11 protein-coding genes are annotated in these 15,563 nt (G+C 71.9%); 5 read left to right on the top strand and 6 right to left on the bottom strand.

From position 1 onward, the window contains the following. The first annotated feature begins 60 nt into the window (after positions 1-60). The 3 genes from LG396_RS23065 (at position 61) to LG396_RS23055 (ending at position 4,030) form a co-directional block, all read left to right on the top strand. Positions 61-672, top strand: a complete 612-nt coding sequence (locus LG396_RS23065) for a TerD family protein (RefSeq protein WP_372483551.1) — start codon at positions 61-63, stop codon at positions 670-672. 72 nt (positions 673-744) lie between these two features. Continuing rightward, positions 745-2,799: a TerD family protein gene (locus LG396_RS23060; RefSeq protein ID WP_225796201.1), complete on the top strand. Its 2,055-nt coding sequence runs from the start codon at positions 745-747 to the stop codon at positions 2,797-2,799. A gap of 229 nt (positions 2,800-3,028) precedes the next feature. After that, positions 3,029-4,030, top strand: coding sequence for a TerC family protein (locus tag LG396_RS23055; protein WP_225796200.1), 1,002 nt, complete (start codon positions 3,029-3,031; stop codon positions 4,028-4,030). 62 nt (positions 4,031-4,092) lie between these two features. Here LG396_RS23055 and LG396_RS23050 read toward each other — a convergent pair whose 3' ends face one another. The 6 genes from LG396_RS23050 to LG396_RS23025 all read right to left on the bottom strand — a co-directional run bounded on the left by LG396_RS23050 (position 4,093) and on the right by LG396_RS23025 (position 8,729). Further along, positions 4,093-4,374, bottom strand: coding sequence for a DUF397 domain-containing protein (locus tag LG396_RS23050; RefSeq protein WP_018852362.1), 282 nt, complete (start codon positions 4,372-4,374; stop codon positions 4,093-4,095). Beyond that, entirely contained in the window at positions 4,371-5,240 is an 870-nt protein-coding gene (locus LG396_RS23045; RefSeq protein WP_225796223.1) for a helix-turn-helix domain-containing protein, read from the bottom strand. Before LG396_RS23045 ends, LG396_RS23050 begins: the two co-directional genes overlap by 4 nt. A 199-nt stretch (positions 5,241-5,439) precedes the next feature. Then, positions 5,440-6,378, bottom strand: a complete 939-nt coding sequence (locus LG396_RS23040) for an extracellular catalytic domain type 1 short-chain-length polyhydroxyalkanoate depolymerase (protein WP_225796199.1) — start codon at positions 6,376-6,378, stop codon at positions 5,440-5,442. Positions 6,379-6,444: 66 nt separating this feature from the next. Next, complete coding sequence (locus LG396_RS23035; RefSeq protein ID WP_225796198.1) at positions 6,445-7,290, bottom strand: PaaX family transcriptional regulator; 846 nt, start codon at positions 7,288-7,290, stop codon at positions 6,445-6,447. Between the two features lie 86 nt (positions 7,291-7,376). Beyond that, complete coding sequence (locus LG396_RS23030) at positions 7,377-8,033, bottom strand: MBL fold metallo-hydrolase (RefSeq protein WP_018835667.1); 657 nt, start codon at positions 8,031-8,033, stop codon at positions 7,377-7,379. 12 nt (positions 8,034-8,045) lie between these two features. Then, positions 8,046-8,729 (bottom strand): maleylpyruvate isomerase family mycothiol-dependent enzyme, encoded by a 684-nt coding sequence (locus tag LG396_RS23025; protein WP_225796222.1) that lies wholly within the window; start codon positions 8,727-8,729, stop codon positions 8,046-8,048. A 224-nt stretch (positions 8,730-8,953) separates the two neighbouring features. Between LG396_RS23025 and uvrA the strand changes: the two genes are divergently transcribed. Continuing rightward, complete coding sequence (uvrA, locus tag LG396_RS23020) at positions 8,954-11,917, top strand: excinuclease ABC subunit UvrA (protein WP_225796197.1); 2,964 nt, start codon at positions 8,954-8,956, stop codon at positions 11,915-11,917. A gap of 376 nt (positions 11,918-12,293) precedes the next feature. Further along, on the top strand, positions 12,294-15,560 hold the full coding sequence (locus LG396_RS23015; RefSeq protein WP_225796221.1) for a phosphodiester glycosidase family protein: 3,267 nt from the start codon (positions 12,294-12,296) through the stop codon (positions 15,558-15,560). Positions 15,561-15,563 lie beyond the last annotated feature (3 nt).

Genomic DNA, 15,563 nt, shown 5'->3' with positions numbered 1-15,563 from the left:
CTCCTCCGGGGGGAGCACAGGGCCGCTGTCCTGCGTAATGTGCGTGGCAGCGCGCCGGTCATGGCGCGTTCGAAGCAGGAGGGGAACGTAAGCGTGTCGATCAACTTGTCCAAGGGTCAGGCCATCAGCCTGCAGAAGTCCGATGGCGGCACCCTCAGCTCGGTCCGCATGGGGCTGGGCTGGCAGGCCGCCGAACGGCGCGGTCTCTTCGGGAAGCGCACGCGCGAGATCGACCTCGACGCCTCCGCCGTGCTCTTCGCCGACAAGGAGCCCGTCGACGTGGTCTTCTTCCGCCACCTCGTCAGCGACGACGGCTCGGTGCGGCACACCGGCGACAACCTCGTCGGCGGCGCCGGCCAGGGCGGCGACGACGAGTCGATCCTGGTGGACCTGCAGCGCGTGCCGGTGCACATCGACCAGGTCGTCTTCACGGTGAACTCCTTCACCGGCCAGACCTTCGAAGAGGTGCAGAACGCCTTCTGCCGGCTCGTGGACGAGAGCAACGGCCAGGAGCTGGCGCGCTACACGCTCACCGGCGGCGGCACGTACACCGCCCAGATCATGGCGAAGGTGCACCGCACCGGGTCCGGCTGGGGCATGACCGCCCTGGGTTCGCCGGCCAACGGCCGTACCTTCCAGGACCTGATGCCGTCGATCCAGCCGCTTCTCTAGGGGCGACGGGACGACCGGTTTCCGAGGCATGACGCGACGTCGACGGCCGCAGCGAGTGCAGGGGAGGGCCGCATGACGGCCGAGTTGGTCCGCGGGCAGAACCATCTGCTGCCGCAGACCCGGGTGGAGATCAGGATTTCGGCGGGGAGCCCGGTGACGCCGGGCGCCACGCTGGGGGGAGAGGACGGCAGGGTCAGCGACCCGGGCCGGATCGCGCACCCCGGTGCGCCGCAGCTGCCGGGCCTCGAAGTGCCCGCCCAGGCCGCGGCGGAGCACCGGCTGGCGGTAGACCTGGACGCGGTCCCGCCGGACGTGGAGCGCGTACACGTACTGCTGGCGCTGCCCGCGGGCGTGCCGGGGCCGCGGAGCTTCGGCGCCATCGAGCCGCCGTCGGTGGCGGTCACGGGCCTCGACGGCACGGCGATCGCGCGGTTCGTCATCACCGGCCTGGACAGCGAGTCGGCGGTCACCGCCGTGGAGCTGTACCGGCGGGGCGATGCGTGGAAGATCCGGGCCGTGGGCCAGGGGTACGCGGGCGGGCTCGCCGCCATGCTCGCGGACCAGGGCCTGCCGGAGGCACAGCAGCTCGCCGCGGACATCGAACGGGCCGTGGCCGAGGGGCTCGCCCGCGCCGTCGCCCCGGCGCCGCCGCCGACCGCCGGCCAGCCGGCGGGAGCGGGCGCCCGGCGTCCGCAGCCGGCGGCCGAGGAGCGGCAGGCGCAGGCCGGGCCCGTCGACTACCGCCACCCGCGCCGCGCCGCGGCCGCGGGTGCCGCCGGGGCATCGGGCGCCCCGGGCAGCGGACCGGGCACGTCCGGTACGCCGCGCGCCCCCGCGTCCGCCGCCGCGCCGCCGCCCCCGGACGTGGGGGCCGGCACCGGCGCGGGAGCCCGTGCGGGCGCACCGGCCGGGGCGGGTGCCGCCGCGGGCGGCGTCCCGCCGCAGGGCGACCGCGCCAAGTCCGGCCCGCCGGAGCCGGTCGCGGGCGACGCCCCCGGCTGGAGCATGGAGGAGCGGCTGTACAACCAGGTCTGGGGCATGTTCGAGGACCTGGCCCGCACGGTCGCCGCGTACCGCAGCGCCGTCGACTTCGCCGACTCCCGGATGGACCGCGAACTCGACCAGCTGCTGGCCGACCCGCGCGCCCGGATGGGCTCCATCGCCGACTCCGCGCGCGCCGAGGTGCTCGCCCGCCACTCGACCCTGGTCGACCGGGCCCGCGAGGTCCTCGACCGCGACCTCGGGCAGCTCGTCGCCGAGGCCGGCGTCGTCGAGCCCGCGCTGCCGCCGGCGTTCGCCTCCTGGGCGAGCCCCGTGTGGCACGAGTACGAGGTGCCGGGTGAGTCCCCGATGGCCCTGCGCCTCGGCGACCTCCACCTCCCCGAGCACACGGAGCTGCGCGTTCCGCTGCTCGTACGGCTGCCGCTGGAGCGCGGCCTGTGGGTGGACAGCGGTACGTCCTCCCTCGGCCCGGGAGCGCTCGAAGGCGACCCGGAGCGCGGCTTCCCGGACGCCGCGGAGCGGCGCGCGCTGGCGCTCGACACCGCCGTGGCGCACGCCGCGCGGCTGATGTCGGTGCACCCGGCGGGCGAGTTCAACGTCCACTTCATCGACCCGGGCGGCACCGCCACCCCGGCGCTCACCCCGCTGCTCCACTCCGGCGTCCTCGCCGAGCCGCCGCCGAAGGGCGCGGCAGGCGTCACCGACACCCTCACCCGGCTGACCCAGCGCATCGACCTGGTGCAGATGGCGCTGCGCAGCGGCGCGGCCGACGCGCTGCCGCCGGACCTGGATCCGGCGCAGCAGCTCCTCGTGGTCAACGACTTCCCGCACGGCTTCGACGACCGCGCCATCAACCAGCTGCGCTACCTCGCGGACGAGGGCCCGTCCGTCGGTGTGCACCTGCTGGTGGTCGCCGACCGCGAGGACGCGAAGGGCTACGGCCCGCTGCTGGACCCGTTCTGGCGCGGCATGCTCAGGCTCACGCCCACCCCGGACGACCACCTGGCCGACCCCTGGATCGGCCACGCCTGGACGTACGAGCCGGCCCGCGCGCCGATGGGCAGCCGGGTGCTGGAACAGGTGCTGGCCCAGGTCGCGGCGGCCCGCCGCGCGCTGCGCCGCTGACCGGTCCGTACCGCATCACGCACGGCCCGCAGGCACTGCGCCTGCGGGCCGTTTCGCGTACGCGGCCCCCGGTTCGCATACGCTCTGACCTGCATATTTGATCGGAACTTTGCCATGGCTTGGCTCGTTCTATACAGTCGACGGTTGGGGGTGAGCTTCCAGTTCTCCGAGTGGAAGGCACGCCCGGCAACCATGACGCTGTACATGCCGGACTTGCCGCGGAGGACGAGTGGACGTATCGCTGACCCTGTGGGTGCTCACGATCGTGGGCCTGTGTGCCCTGATCGGCACCGACTTCTTCGTCGGCCGGAAACCCCATGAGGTGACGCTCAAGGAGGCCGGCACGTGGACGATCATCTGGATCGTCCTCGCCGGACTCTTCGGCGTCGGACTCCTGATCTGGGGCGACGGCCAGGCGTCCGGTGAGTTCTTCGCCGGCTACGTCACCGAGAAGTCGCTGAGCGTCGACAACCTCTTCATCTTCGTCATCATCATGAGCAAGTTCGCCGTGCCGCCGCAGTACCAGGCCCGGGTGCTCATGGTCGGCGTCCTCATCGCGCTGGTGATGCGCGCGGCGTTCATCGCCGCGGGCGCCGCGCTGATCGCGTCGTTCTCCTGGGTCTTCTACATCTTCGGCGCGTTCCTCATCTACACCGCCTGGAAGCTGATCCAGGAGGCCAAGGGCGACGACGAGGAAGAGGAGTGGGAGGAGAACCGGCTGCTCAAGATGGTCGAGCGCCGCTTCGCCGCCACCGACAAGTACCACGGCACGAAGCTGTTCATCACCGAGAACGGCAAGCGGCTGATGACGCCGATGCTGATCGTCATGCTGGCGATCGGCACCACGGACCTGCTCTTCGCGCTGGACTCCATCCCCGCGATCTTCGGCCTCACCCAGGACCCGTACATCGTCTTCACCGCGAACGCCTTCGCGCTGATGGGCCTGCGGCAGCTCTACTTCCTGATCGGCGGGCTGCTGAAGAAGCTGGTCCACCTCTCGTACGGCCTGTCGGCCATCCTCGGCTTCATCGGCGTGAAGCTGGTGCTCCACGCGCTGCACGAGAACGGGGTCCACGTCCCGGAGATCAGCACGGCGATCTCCCTGAGCGTCATCGGCGGCGTGCTGGTCATCACGACGATCACGAGCCTGCGGGCCTCCCGCCGCCTGGAGTCCGAGAAGAAGGCGGAGGAGCCGGCGGAGGCCGGCCGCCCGGGCAAGAGCGAGGACTGACCCAGACCCTCTACGTGCCCGGCCCGGAGGGCGTCCGGGACCGGGCACGTAGAGCTACACCGTCAGCGGGGCTCTTGGGCCGACGCGAAGGCGACAAAAGAAGTCCACGCCTCGGGCGACACCGTGAGCACGGGGCCGGAGGGGTCCTTGGAGTCGCGCACGTGCACTCGCTCGGGCGCGACAGCCACCTCTACGCAGTTGCCGCCGCCCGATCCGCTGTAGCTGCTCTTCGTCCACGCGACGGCGACCTCTACGCAGTTGCCGCCGTCCGACCCGCTGTAGCTGCTCTTCACCCAAGCCGACTCACGTGAGCTGCCGGCGTTCGTTGCCTGCTCCACGTTCATAGATCTCCTGCCAGGCGGTCGATGAACTGTGCCGATTCATCGGGGTTCAGTGCCAGTGAACGCATCTTTCCATACCGGTGAGTGAACGCGCTGACACGGTCAGCGTCGGAGACGACGAACCCTGCCTCCTGCGACTCCACGTAACCCACGGTCTCGTGCGCCGACGTCTCCATGACGACCATGGGGCCGTTGAGCCCGGGATGGAAGCCGCAGGTCCAAGGCATCACCTGGATCTCCACGTGCGGCAGATCCGCGTGCTTCCGCAGTGCCTCCAACTGCTCGCGCTGTACCCGCTTTCCGCCCACCGGGTTGCGGAGCGCGGCCTCGCCGACGATGAAGCACAGCTCCACCGGCTTCTTCCTGGTGAGCAGCCGCTGCCGCGACAGTCGCGCCTCCACGCTCAGCTCGATCTCCTCTTCGGCGAGCGGCGGGCAATGTGCCGAGAACAACGCCCGCGCGTAGCCCTCCGTCTGCAACAGCCCGGGCACCAGCAGCGGATCCCAGTCGTACCGGCTCAACGCCTCCTCTTCCAGCAGCGCGACGTCCCGGAAGAACTCCGGCAGCTTCGCCCGGTCCACCTCCTCCTGCAGCACCATCAGCGTGCCGCGGGCGTCGAGTTCCCGCTCCGCGCCCCGCGTGAAGGCCAGCTTCGCCGGCCGCCTGGCCTGTTCGATGGCGGAGACCGTCTCGTAGGAGTAGCCCACCGCCTCGGCGAGTTGGGGCTGCGTCAGGCCGGCGCGCCTGCGGTGGAGCTTGACCAGCTTCCCGTACGCGACCCAGGTCGGCGGCGGCGCCTCCTTCTCCTTCTTGACGCGCTTTCCCGCTTTCCGCTGGTGCCTTGCCTGCTCACTGCCGCCCGCGCCCATACGCGTCACCCCTCGTCAGTTGTCGACACGATCAGGCTATTCGCGTAATCGTGCGACTACTGAGCGAAGTCGAAATTCGCCACCCCCAAGCCACCCCGCCCCTGCTGTCACCAGTCGCACGTCCGCCGGAGGGCGAAGGGGAGCCGTCAGTGCGGGACCGCACCAGCGGCTCCCCTCCGTCAAGCCCGGCCGCAGGCGGTCAGGTTCCGTCGATGCCGAAGAACGACACGGCCGCGCCGGCCATGCCGCTCATGGGCAGGCTGTGGCCGGCGCCCTGGACGCTGATGGCCTCGACCCGCACGGTCCCGCTTGCGTCGGCGAAGCGGTCGCGCGTCCAGCCGGGCTGCGGCTGGTCCGTCGAGGTCGGGGTCTGACTCAGGCCGAAGACGTCGGTCCACTGCTCGACCGCTTCTCCATGAAGCTGGTACGGCACGAGGGGGTCCGCGGTGCCGTGCCAGAGCTGTACCCGGGGGCGGTCACCGGTGTGGCCCGGGTACGCGGCCCGGACCGCGTCGCCCCACTGCTGCGGAGACTTGTCCAGGTTCCCGCTCACGCACTGGCTCGTCCAGGGCGGGAAATCGGCCTCGTTCGCGAAGCAGGTGAAGGGGACGCCCATGAACGACGCCCCGGCCTTGAACACGTCCGGGTAGACGGCGAGCAGGGCTTGCGTCTCCATGCCGCCGGACGAGCTGCCGGTGGCGAAGACCCGTGCGGGGTCGCCGCTGTACTGCCGCTCCGCGTAGCCGACCATGGAGACGATCGACGCGGGATCGCTGCCGCCGCCACGGGTCTTGGACTCCGGTGACCACACGTCGAAGCAGTTGGACATCGCCGTCTGCTTCGTCGCGGTCGGGTAGATGACGACGAACCCGTACTGATCGGCCAGCGAGTTGAACTCGCTGGACCCGGCGAAGCCGGGACCGGAGCCACCGCAGCCGTGCATGGCGACGACGATCGCCGGGCTGGCGGGAGCTGCATCGGGAACGTAGATGTGCATGCGCAGATTGCCGGGATTATCGCCGAAGTCGGTGACCTCGACGAGTTCGGCCGCGGTTGCCGACGCCGGGGCGGCGATGGCGGCGAGGGCGATCAGTAAGCCGCTTGCGAGGGTGGCGAGAGCGGCTCTGATGCGAGTCATGCTGCCTCCTGTTCTGGCCCCGCCCGCATCAAGTTAGGCAGCTCGATAACGACCGTCAATGATGTGTCAAACATTGGCCGAAGGGTGCTGTGCCCCTGTGTCGGCGATGGTCGCGAGCCACGCCGCGGCCAGTTCGTCCGAGGGGGCGATCAGCTCGGCCTGCAGGGTCCGGAACATCTCCTGTGCCCGCACACCCGGCCACTCCGGCGGCAGCAGTGCGGGCGGCAGCCGCGGGTCCTGGCGGATCAGCAGCAACCACTCCGCCGTCATCCGGGTCCGCCGCGACAGCGCGTCCAGCTCACGGAAGGCACCGCCCGACCAGCGGTCGAGGAAGCCCCGGTAGCTCGTGGCGAGCGCCCGCAGGTCCCACGCCTCCCGGGCGATCCTCGCCGGGTCGCTCCACATCGCCGCCTCGCCCCGAAAGACCGAGGCATGGTCGAGCAGGTCCAGTTCGGACAGCACCTGCGAGATGTCCGTCGTACCCGGCGAGACCCACAGGCCGCTGCGCAGGGGAGCGAACCCGGCCCACCCCAGCCGGGTCCGAAGCGCGTGACGGTCGGCACGCCGCGTCTCCGGCACCGAGAACGCCAGCAGAGTCCAGCGGCCGTCCCATTCCCGGTCCACGATCTCGGCCTCCAGCTTGCGCAGGCCGTCGCGCAGCACCGTGACCCCGCGCGGTGCCAGTCCGAAGAAGACCTGACGGCCACGGCGTATCGGTCGCAGGAGGCCGCGGCGCGCCATCCGGGCCACGGTTGCGCGCGTGGCGTGCTCGCCGACCTCCAGCCGGTTCAGCACGGCGATGATGCTGCCCGCGGAGACGGCCACACCGCGGCCGAGCACCTGGTCGCCGAAGAGGGCGAGCAGAAGCGTCTGGGGGCGCACGACCTGCCCGGCGTCATCCGAGGCGTCCACCGGCTCCCTCCACGGTCCCTCCCGCCGGTCGCGGGGCTGCGACAGGCTACCTCCGCGGAGGGGGCCGACCGCTCAGGTCCTCGCCCTCACCAGCCGCGTTCGCGCCACTCCGCCAGGTGGGGGCGCTCCGCGCCGAGGGTGGTGTCGTCGCCGTGGCCCGGGTAGACCCAGGTCTCGTCCGGCAGCTCCGCGAAGATCTTCGTCTCCACGTCGTGCAGCAGCGACGTGAAGCGCTCCGCGTCGCCCCAGGTGTTGCCCACGCCGCCCGGGAAGAGGCAGTCGCCGGTGAAGACGTGCGGGTGGCCGTGGGGGTCGTCGTAGACCAGGGCGATGGAGCCCGGGGTGTGGCCGACGAGGTGGCGGGCGGTGAGCGGGATGCGGCCCACCGTGATCGTGTCGCCGTCGTCCACCAGGACGTCCGTCGGGACCTCGATGTCCGCGGCGTCCGCGCGGCCCGCGTAGGTGCGGGCGCCCGTGGCCGCGACGACCGGGGCCAGGGCCTGCCAGTGGTCGCCGTGGCCGTGGGTGGTGACGGCGGAGGTGATGCCGTCCGGGCCGACGAGGGTGAGGAGCGTGTGGGGCTCGTTCGCGGCGTCGATCAGCAACTGCTCGTCCGTCGCGCGGCAGCGCAGCAGATAGGCGTTGTTGTTCATCGGCCCGACCGCGACCTTGGAGATCATCAGGTCAGTCAGCTCGTGCACGTCGGCGGCGCCGCCGACGGTGACCTTGCCCGTGTACGACATGTGACCAGCCTCTCAGAGAGGGGGCAGGGTCGGCAGTGCGGCGCCGTCCTCGGTACGTACGCCCGTGCCCGTGGTGCGGCCGGCGAGCCAGCCCATCAGCGCGTACGGGGCGCCCGTGACCCGCACCGGGGCGCCGGCGGCGCCCGCCGCGGCGCCGGTGGTCCAGGTCCCACCGCCGGGGGCGGAGAGGGACAGGGGCGGGACCTCCTCGTTGCCCGCGAAGCGGGCGCTGAGGAAGGCGATCTCCCGGGCCACGAAGTCGGCCGGGAGCTGGTCCAGCGTGTAGCCCGCGTCGAGGTCCACGTGGTGCAGCTCCACCTCCACCAGCCGCCGGAACGGGATCCGCGCCATGACGTCGGTCACGCCGCCGCGCAGCTCACACCGCGCCGACCAGCCGTCCGCCGGGATGTCCGCCGCCGTCTTCTCCAGCCGGGCCGCCGTCGCCCGTACGTCGTCGAGCTGCTCGGCGAGCGGGCGGGGGGCGCCGGCGGCGATGTCGGCGTCGCGGGCCTCGGCGCTCGGGTACATGGGGCGGCCGGTGAGCACGTTGACCAGGGCGTCCGCGTTGCGGGCGAGGTGGGCGAGCACGTGGCCGCGGGTCCAGCCGGGCAGGGCGCTGGGCGCCCGTACCGCGTCGTCGTCCAGCTGCCCGGCGCGGGTGAGGAGGCTGTCGGTGGCGGCTCGTAGGGTGGCCATGTCCCGTACGGGGTCGTGCGTGTGACCTGCGGTTTCTGTCATGGGATCCCCTGGAGGCGAGCGGGTGGGAATGCTGGGCCGGGCTTCGTTGTCAGACCCAGACGTTAGCGTGTGGCTCGATGGGAGAAAGCTGCGGACAGCTCCGCGGCCACCCCCATACGCTTGACAAGGGGTGCCGCCCGTCCGGACGGTCCCCGCCGCTCATCACGAAAGGTCCGACCGGCGTGGCCGACCGTCTCCTCGTCCGTGGCGCTCGCGAGCACAATCTGAAGAACGTCTCGCTCGACCTGCCCCGCGACTCCCTCATCGTCTTCACGGGACTCTCGGGGTCCGGCAAGTCGTCCCTGGCGTTCGACACGATCTTCGCCGAGGGCCAGCGCCGCTACGTCGAGTCGCTGTCCAGCTACGCCCGGCAGTTCCTCGGCCAGATGGACAAGCCGGACGTCGACTTCATCGAGGGGCTGTCGCCGGCCGTCTCGATCGACCAGAAGTCCACCTCGCGCAACCCGCGGTCCACGGTCGGCACGATCACCGAGGTCTACGACTACCTGCGGCTGCTCTTCGCCCGTATCGGCAAGCCGCACTGCCCGGAGTGCGGCCGGCCGATCACCCGGCAGTCGCCGCAGGCGATCGTGGACAAGGTGCTCGCGCTGCCCGAGGGCAGCCGTTTCCAGGTGCTGTCGCCGCTGGTGCGCGAGCGCAAGGGCGAGTTCGTGGACCTCTTCTCCGACCTGCAGTCGAAGGGGTACAGCCGGGCGCGGGTCGACGGGCAGACGTCGTCGCTGACCGACCCGCCCAAGCTGAAGAAGCAGGAGAAGCACACGATCGAGGTGGTCGTCGACCGCCTCACGGTCAAGGAGAGCGCCAAGCGCCGGCTGACGGACTCCGTCGAGACCGCCCTCGGGCTCTCCGGCGGCATGGTCATCCTCGACTTCGTCGACCTGGACGAGGACGACCCGGACCGCGAGCGGATGTACTCCGAGCACCTCTACTGCCCGTACGACGACCTGTCGTTCGAGGAGCTGGAGCCGCGCTCCTTCTCGTTCAACTCGCCGTTCGGCGCCTGCCCCGACTGCACGGGCATCGGCAGCCGGATGGAGGTCGACCCGGAGCTGATCGTCCCCGACCCGGACAAGTCGCTGGACGAGGGCGCCATCCACCCGTGGTCGCACGGCCACACCAAGGACTACTTCGCCCGGCTCGTCGGCGCGCTCGCCGACGACCTCGGCTTCCGCACGGACATCCCGTGGGCGGGGCTGCCGCAGCGGGCGCAGAAGGCGCTGCTCCAGGGGCACCGGACCAAGATCGAGGTGCGCTACCGCAACAGGTACGGCCGCGAGAGGTCGTACACCACGGCCTTCGAGGGCGCCGTGCCGTTCGTCAAGCGGCGGCACGCGGAGGCGGAGAGCGACTCCAGCCGCGAGCGCTTCGAGGGGTACATGCGGGAGGTCCCCTGCCCGACCTGCAACGGCACGCGGCTGAAGCCGGTCGTCCTCGCGGTCACGGTGCAGGGCAGGTCGATCGCCGACATCTCGGCGATGTCGATCAGCGACTGCGCCGACTTCCTCGGCGAGATGTCGCTGAGCGACCGCGAGAAGACCATTGCCGAGCGGGTGCTGAAGGAGGTCAACGAGCGGCTGCGCTTCCTGGTCGACGTGGGCCTGGACTACCTGTCGCTCAACCGCGCCGCCGGCACCCTCTCCGGCGGCGAGGCCCAGCGCATCCGGCTCGCCACGCAGATCGGCTCCGGCCTCGTCGGCGTGCTGTACGTGCTGGACGAGCCGTCCATCGGGCTGCACCAGCGGGACAACCACCGGCTGATCGAGACCCTGGTCCGGCTGCGCGACCTGGGGAACACGCTGATCGTCGTCGAGCACGACGAGGACACCATCAAGACCTCCGACTGGGTCGTGGACATCGGCCCGGGCGCCGGCGAGCACGGCGGCACGGTGGTGCACAGCGGTTCGCTGAAGGAGCTGCTGGACAACGACGCGTCGGTCACCGGGCAGTACCTGTCGGGGAAGAGGGAGATCCCGACGCCGGAGATCCGGCGGCCCGTGGACGGCAAGCGGGAGCTCGTCGTCCGCGGGGCGCGGGAGAACAACCTCCAGGACATCGACGTGGCGTTCCCCCTCGGGGTGCTCACGGCGGTCACGGGTGTCTCGGGGTCGGGCAAGTCGACCCTGGTCAACGACATCCTCTACACGCACCTCGCGCGCGAGCTGAACGGCGCGCGGAGCGTGCCCGGCCGGCACACCCGGGTCGACGGGGACGACCTGGTGGACAAGGTGGTGCACGTCGACCAGTCGCCCATCGGCCGTACGCCGCGCTCCAACCCCGCGACGTACACGGGCGTCTTCGACCACGTCCGCAAGCTGTTCGCGGAGACGACGGAGGCGAAGGTCCGGGGCTACCAGCCGGGCAGGTTCTCCTTCAACGTCAAGGGCGGCCGCTGCGAGAACTGCTCCGGCGACGGCACGATCAAGATCGAGATGAACTTCCTCCCGGACGTGTACGTGCCGTGCGAGGTCTGCCACGGGGCGCGGTACAACCGCGAGACGCTGGACGTGCACTACAAGGGCAAGTCCATCGCCGAGGTGCTGGACATGCCGATCGAGGAGGCGCTGTCCTTCTTCGAGGCGGTGCCGGCGATCGCGCGCCACCTGAAGACGCTCAACGAGGTGGGCCTCGGGTACGTGCGGCTCGGCCAGCCGGCGCCGACACTGTCGGGCGGCGAGGCGCAGCGGGTGAAGCTGTCGAGCGAGCTGCAGAAGCGCTCCACGGGCCGCACGGTGTACGTGCTCGACGAGCCCACGACGGGTCTGCACTTCGAGGACATCAAGAAGCTGATCGGCGTGCTGACCGGGCTGGTCGACAAGGGCAACACGGTGATCGTCATCGAGCACAACCTGGACGTCATCAAGACCGCCGACTGGGTCGTCGACCTCGGCCCCGAGGGCGGCAGCGGCGGCGGCCTGGTGGTGGCGGAGGGCTCGCCCGAGGAGGTCGCCGCGGTGCCGGCCAGCCACACGGGGAAGTTCCTGCGGGACATCCTGGGCGACCGGGTGAGCGACTCGCCGCCGGCCCGGAGGCGTACGACGGCCAAGAAGGCCGCCAAGGCCACGTCGGCCAAGGCCCCCGCCAAGAAGGCGGCGGCGAAGAAGACCGCGGCCAAGCGCCGCGGCTGACGCCCGGACGACACGCGGCGGGCGTGTCACGCCGACACGCCCGCCCCCTCCCACCTGGTACGGACCTGTCTGACGCGATCTCAAATGACGGACCGGCGGCGGCAATTGTTCGGTCGGAGTTTGCGCGCGCCCTCTGGTGTAGACCACTTTCCACTGCCAGGCTGTGGCCCGCCGTGCGCAAGAAGCGTGCGTTCCCGTGTCGTTCCAAGGAGAAAACGTGCTCAGAGCGGGAGTACGCAGTAAACCCTTCCGACCCAGAGCCGTCGCGGCAGCGGCGGCTTCCTTGTTGCTCCTCGGGGCCCCCGCGGCCGTCGGCCAGGAGCGGCCCGCCGCGACCGGCGCCGCCGGTCCGGTCTCCGTGCCCGCCGGCGAGGGCATGGACATCGCCTCCGTCTCCCGGCCCGTCGCCCCCGGGATGGAACTGACCTCCTTCGAGCGGCTGGAGACCGACAAGTGGCTCAAGGCCGACGCGCTCAGCGTCGACCTGGGGGCCGGCACCCGCGTCGACTACCTCGGCGGCAAGGTCTCGGAACGCGCCCCCGTCTCCGAACTGGCCGCCGAGCACGACCCCGGCCCCGGCCGCACCACCGTGGCCGCCATCAACGCCGACTTCTTCGACATCAACGAGACCGGCAGCCCCCTCGGCCCCGGCGTCGAGGAGGGCCGCGCCACGCACTCGTCGGCGCCCGGCGTCTCCGAGGCGGTCGGTGTCGGCCCCGACCAGGCGGGCCGCGTGCTCGACCTGTACTTCGACGGCACCCTCACCCTCCCCGACGGCACGCACCCCCTCGGCGGCCACAACGCCGCCAACGTCCCCGCGGACGGCATCGGCGCGTACAACGCCCGGTGGGGCGAGGCCGACCGCGCCCTGACGGTCGACGGCGCCACCGAGGTCACCGAGGTCGCCGTGCGGGACGGCAAGGTCGCCGAGGTGACCGCGGGGCCCGGGAAGGGCGCGATAGCCGAAGGCACCACGGTGCTCGTCGGCCGCGACACCGGCGCCAAGATCCTCGCCCAGCTCTCACAGGGCGACGCGGTGCAGGTGGAGTACGACGTCCGCACCGGCGACGGCGGCCCCGTGCCCCGTACCGCCGTCGGCGGGCGCGGCGTCCTCGTCGAGGACGGCGTCCCGCAGGACTGGGAGGGCAAGCCCAACAACACCGCCGCCCCCCGCACCGCGGTCGGCTTCTCCAAGGACGGCGGCACCATGCACGTGCTGACCGTCGACGGCCGCCAGGCGGACGCCGGCGGCGTCACGCTCACGCAGCTGGCCAGGATGATGGACGCCCTCGGCGCGTACGACGCGCTGAACCTCGACGGCGGCGGCTCCTCCACCCTCGTGGCCCGCGCCCCCGGCTCCGACGAGCGGTTCGTGGAGAACTCGCCGTCCGACGGCGAGGAGCGGGAGGTCCCCAACGGCCTGGCGTTCACCGCCCCCGGCGGCAGCGGCAAGCTCAAGGACTTCCGCGTCACCACCGCCGCCGACCCGAAGCTCGCGCCCGGCGTCGACCCGGTGCCCGGCGGCCACCCCGACCGCGTCTTCCCGGGCCTGACCCGCGACCTCGACGCCGCCGGCTACGACGAGACGTACGGCCCCGCGCCCGGCCGCCCGTCGTGGTCCAGCAACCGGGGCGACATCGGCGGCGTCGACGGCGACGGTACGTTCACGGCCCGCCGCGGCGGCACCGCGGAGGTCACCGCCCGGCGCGGCGGCGCGTCCGGGAGCGTCGAACTGACCGTCCTGGACCGGCTGGAGCAGATCACGCCCACCAGCGAGCGCGTCGGCCTCGCCGACCCGGCGGACGAGGCCGCCTTCGGCATCGTCGGCCGCGACGCCCACGGCACCAGCGCACCCGTCGACCCCGCGGACGTACGCCTCGACTACGACCGCGCGCTCTTCGACATCGCCCCGGACGCGCGCAGCGGCGGCTTCACCGTACGCGCCCGCACCACCGAACCGACGGCCTCCGGCGTGCTCAAGGCGACCGTGCAGGGCAGGACCACGCACGTCGCGCTCACCGTCGGGCTCACCGAGACGGAGCTGGCGGACTTCGAGAACGCCGCCGACTGGACCTTCTCCACGGCCCGAGCCACCGGCTCGCTGGCCCCGGAACCCGAGGGCCACACGGGCGCCGGGATGAAGATCACGTACGACTTCTCCCAGTCCACCGCCACCCGCGCCGCGTACGTCACGCCACCGCAGCGCATCGCCATCCCCGGCCAGCCGCTGAGCTTCGGGCTGTGGATCAAGGGCGACGGCAAGGGCGCCTGGCCGTCGCTGCAGCTCAAGGACGGCGCGGGCGCCGACCTCGTGCTCCGCGGCGACTACGTCACCTGGCAGGGCTGGAAGCAGGTCGTCTTCCAGGTCCCGGAGGGCACGCAGTACCCCCTGTCCGTCTTCCGCTTCTACCTCGCGGAGGCCAAGCCCACCAGCCAGTACAGCAGCGAGGTCGTCATAGACGGCCTGACCGCGCAGAGCCCGCCCGGGGTCGACCTGCCGCGCACGCCCGCCCACCGCGACCCGCTGATCGACTCCGGCGGCGAGACGGCGGACCGGGACTGGCAGTACGCGGTGATGTCCGACGCGCAGTTCGTCGCCCGTGAGCCGGACAGCCCGATAGTCCGGCAGACCCGGCGCACCCTCCAGGAGATCAGGGCGGCCCGGCCGGACTTCCTCATCGTCAACGGCGACCTGGTCGACGAGGGTTCGCCCGAGGACCTGACGCTCGCCCGCGGGATACTGGAGGAGGAGCTGGGCGACGCCGTGCCCTGGTACTACGTGCCGGGCAACCACGAGGTGATGGGCGGCTCCGTCGCCAACTTCGTCGCCGAGTTCGGACCCGCGCAGCGGACGTTCGACCACAAGGGCACCCGCTTCCTGACCCTCGACACCTCCTCGCTGACGCTCCGCGGCGGCGGCTACGCGCAGATCGCCGAGGTCAAGCGGCAGTTGGAGGCGGCGGCGAAGGACCCGTCGGTGGACTCGGTGACCGTCGTCCAGCACGTCCCGCCGCGGGACCCGACCGCGCAGCGCGCCAGCCAGCTCAGCGACCGCAAGGAGGCGCGGGTGCTGGAGGACTGGCTGGCGGACTTCCGGGCGCGTACGGGCAAGGGCGCGGCGTTCGTCGGCGGGCACGTCGGCACGTTCCACGCCGAGCACGTCGACGGGGTGCCGTACCTGATCAACGGCAACTCCGGGAAGGCCCCGGCCACCCCGCCCGGCGAGGGCGGGTTCTCCGGCTGGTCGCTGATCGGCGTCGACGAGGTGTCGCGCGGCGAGCAGCAGCAGGCGCGGAACGCGCCCCACCGCGGGCTGCCCGACTGGGTCTCCGTGCAGACCCGGCCGCACGTGGACACGCTGGCCGTGGCCGCGCCCGAGGAGGTCCGCGTGGGCCGCTCGGCGGCGGCGACGGCGTCCCTCGCGCAGGGCGCGCGGCAGGTGCCGGTGGCGTGGCCGGTCAGCGCGGACTGGTCCGGTACGGACCGGCTGCACATCGGGCCGCCGCGCTCGGCGGACCGGGGTGACATCGCGGCGTACGACCCGGCCACCGGCGAGGTGACGGGGCTGCGCCCCGGGACGGTCACCCTGACGGCGACGGTCAACGGCGTCACCGGGGGGGACCGGATCACGGTCACCCGCTGACGG

Source organism: Streptomyces aculeolatus (assembly GCF_020400605.1).
Classification (GTDB): Bacteria; Actinomycetota; Actinomycetes; order Streptomycetales; family Streptomycetaceae; genus Streptomyces; species Streptomyces aculeolatus.
Note: the sequence above shows the minus strand (reverse complement) of the source record. Positions and strands in the feature narration are given on the sequence as shown.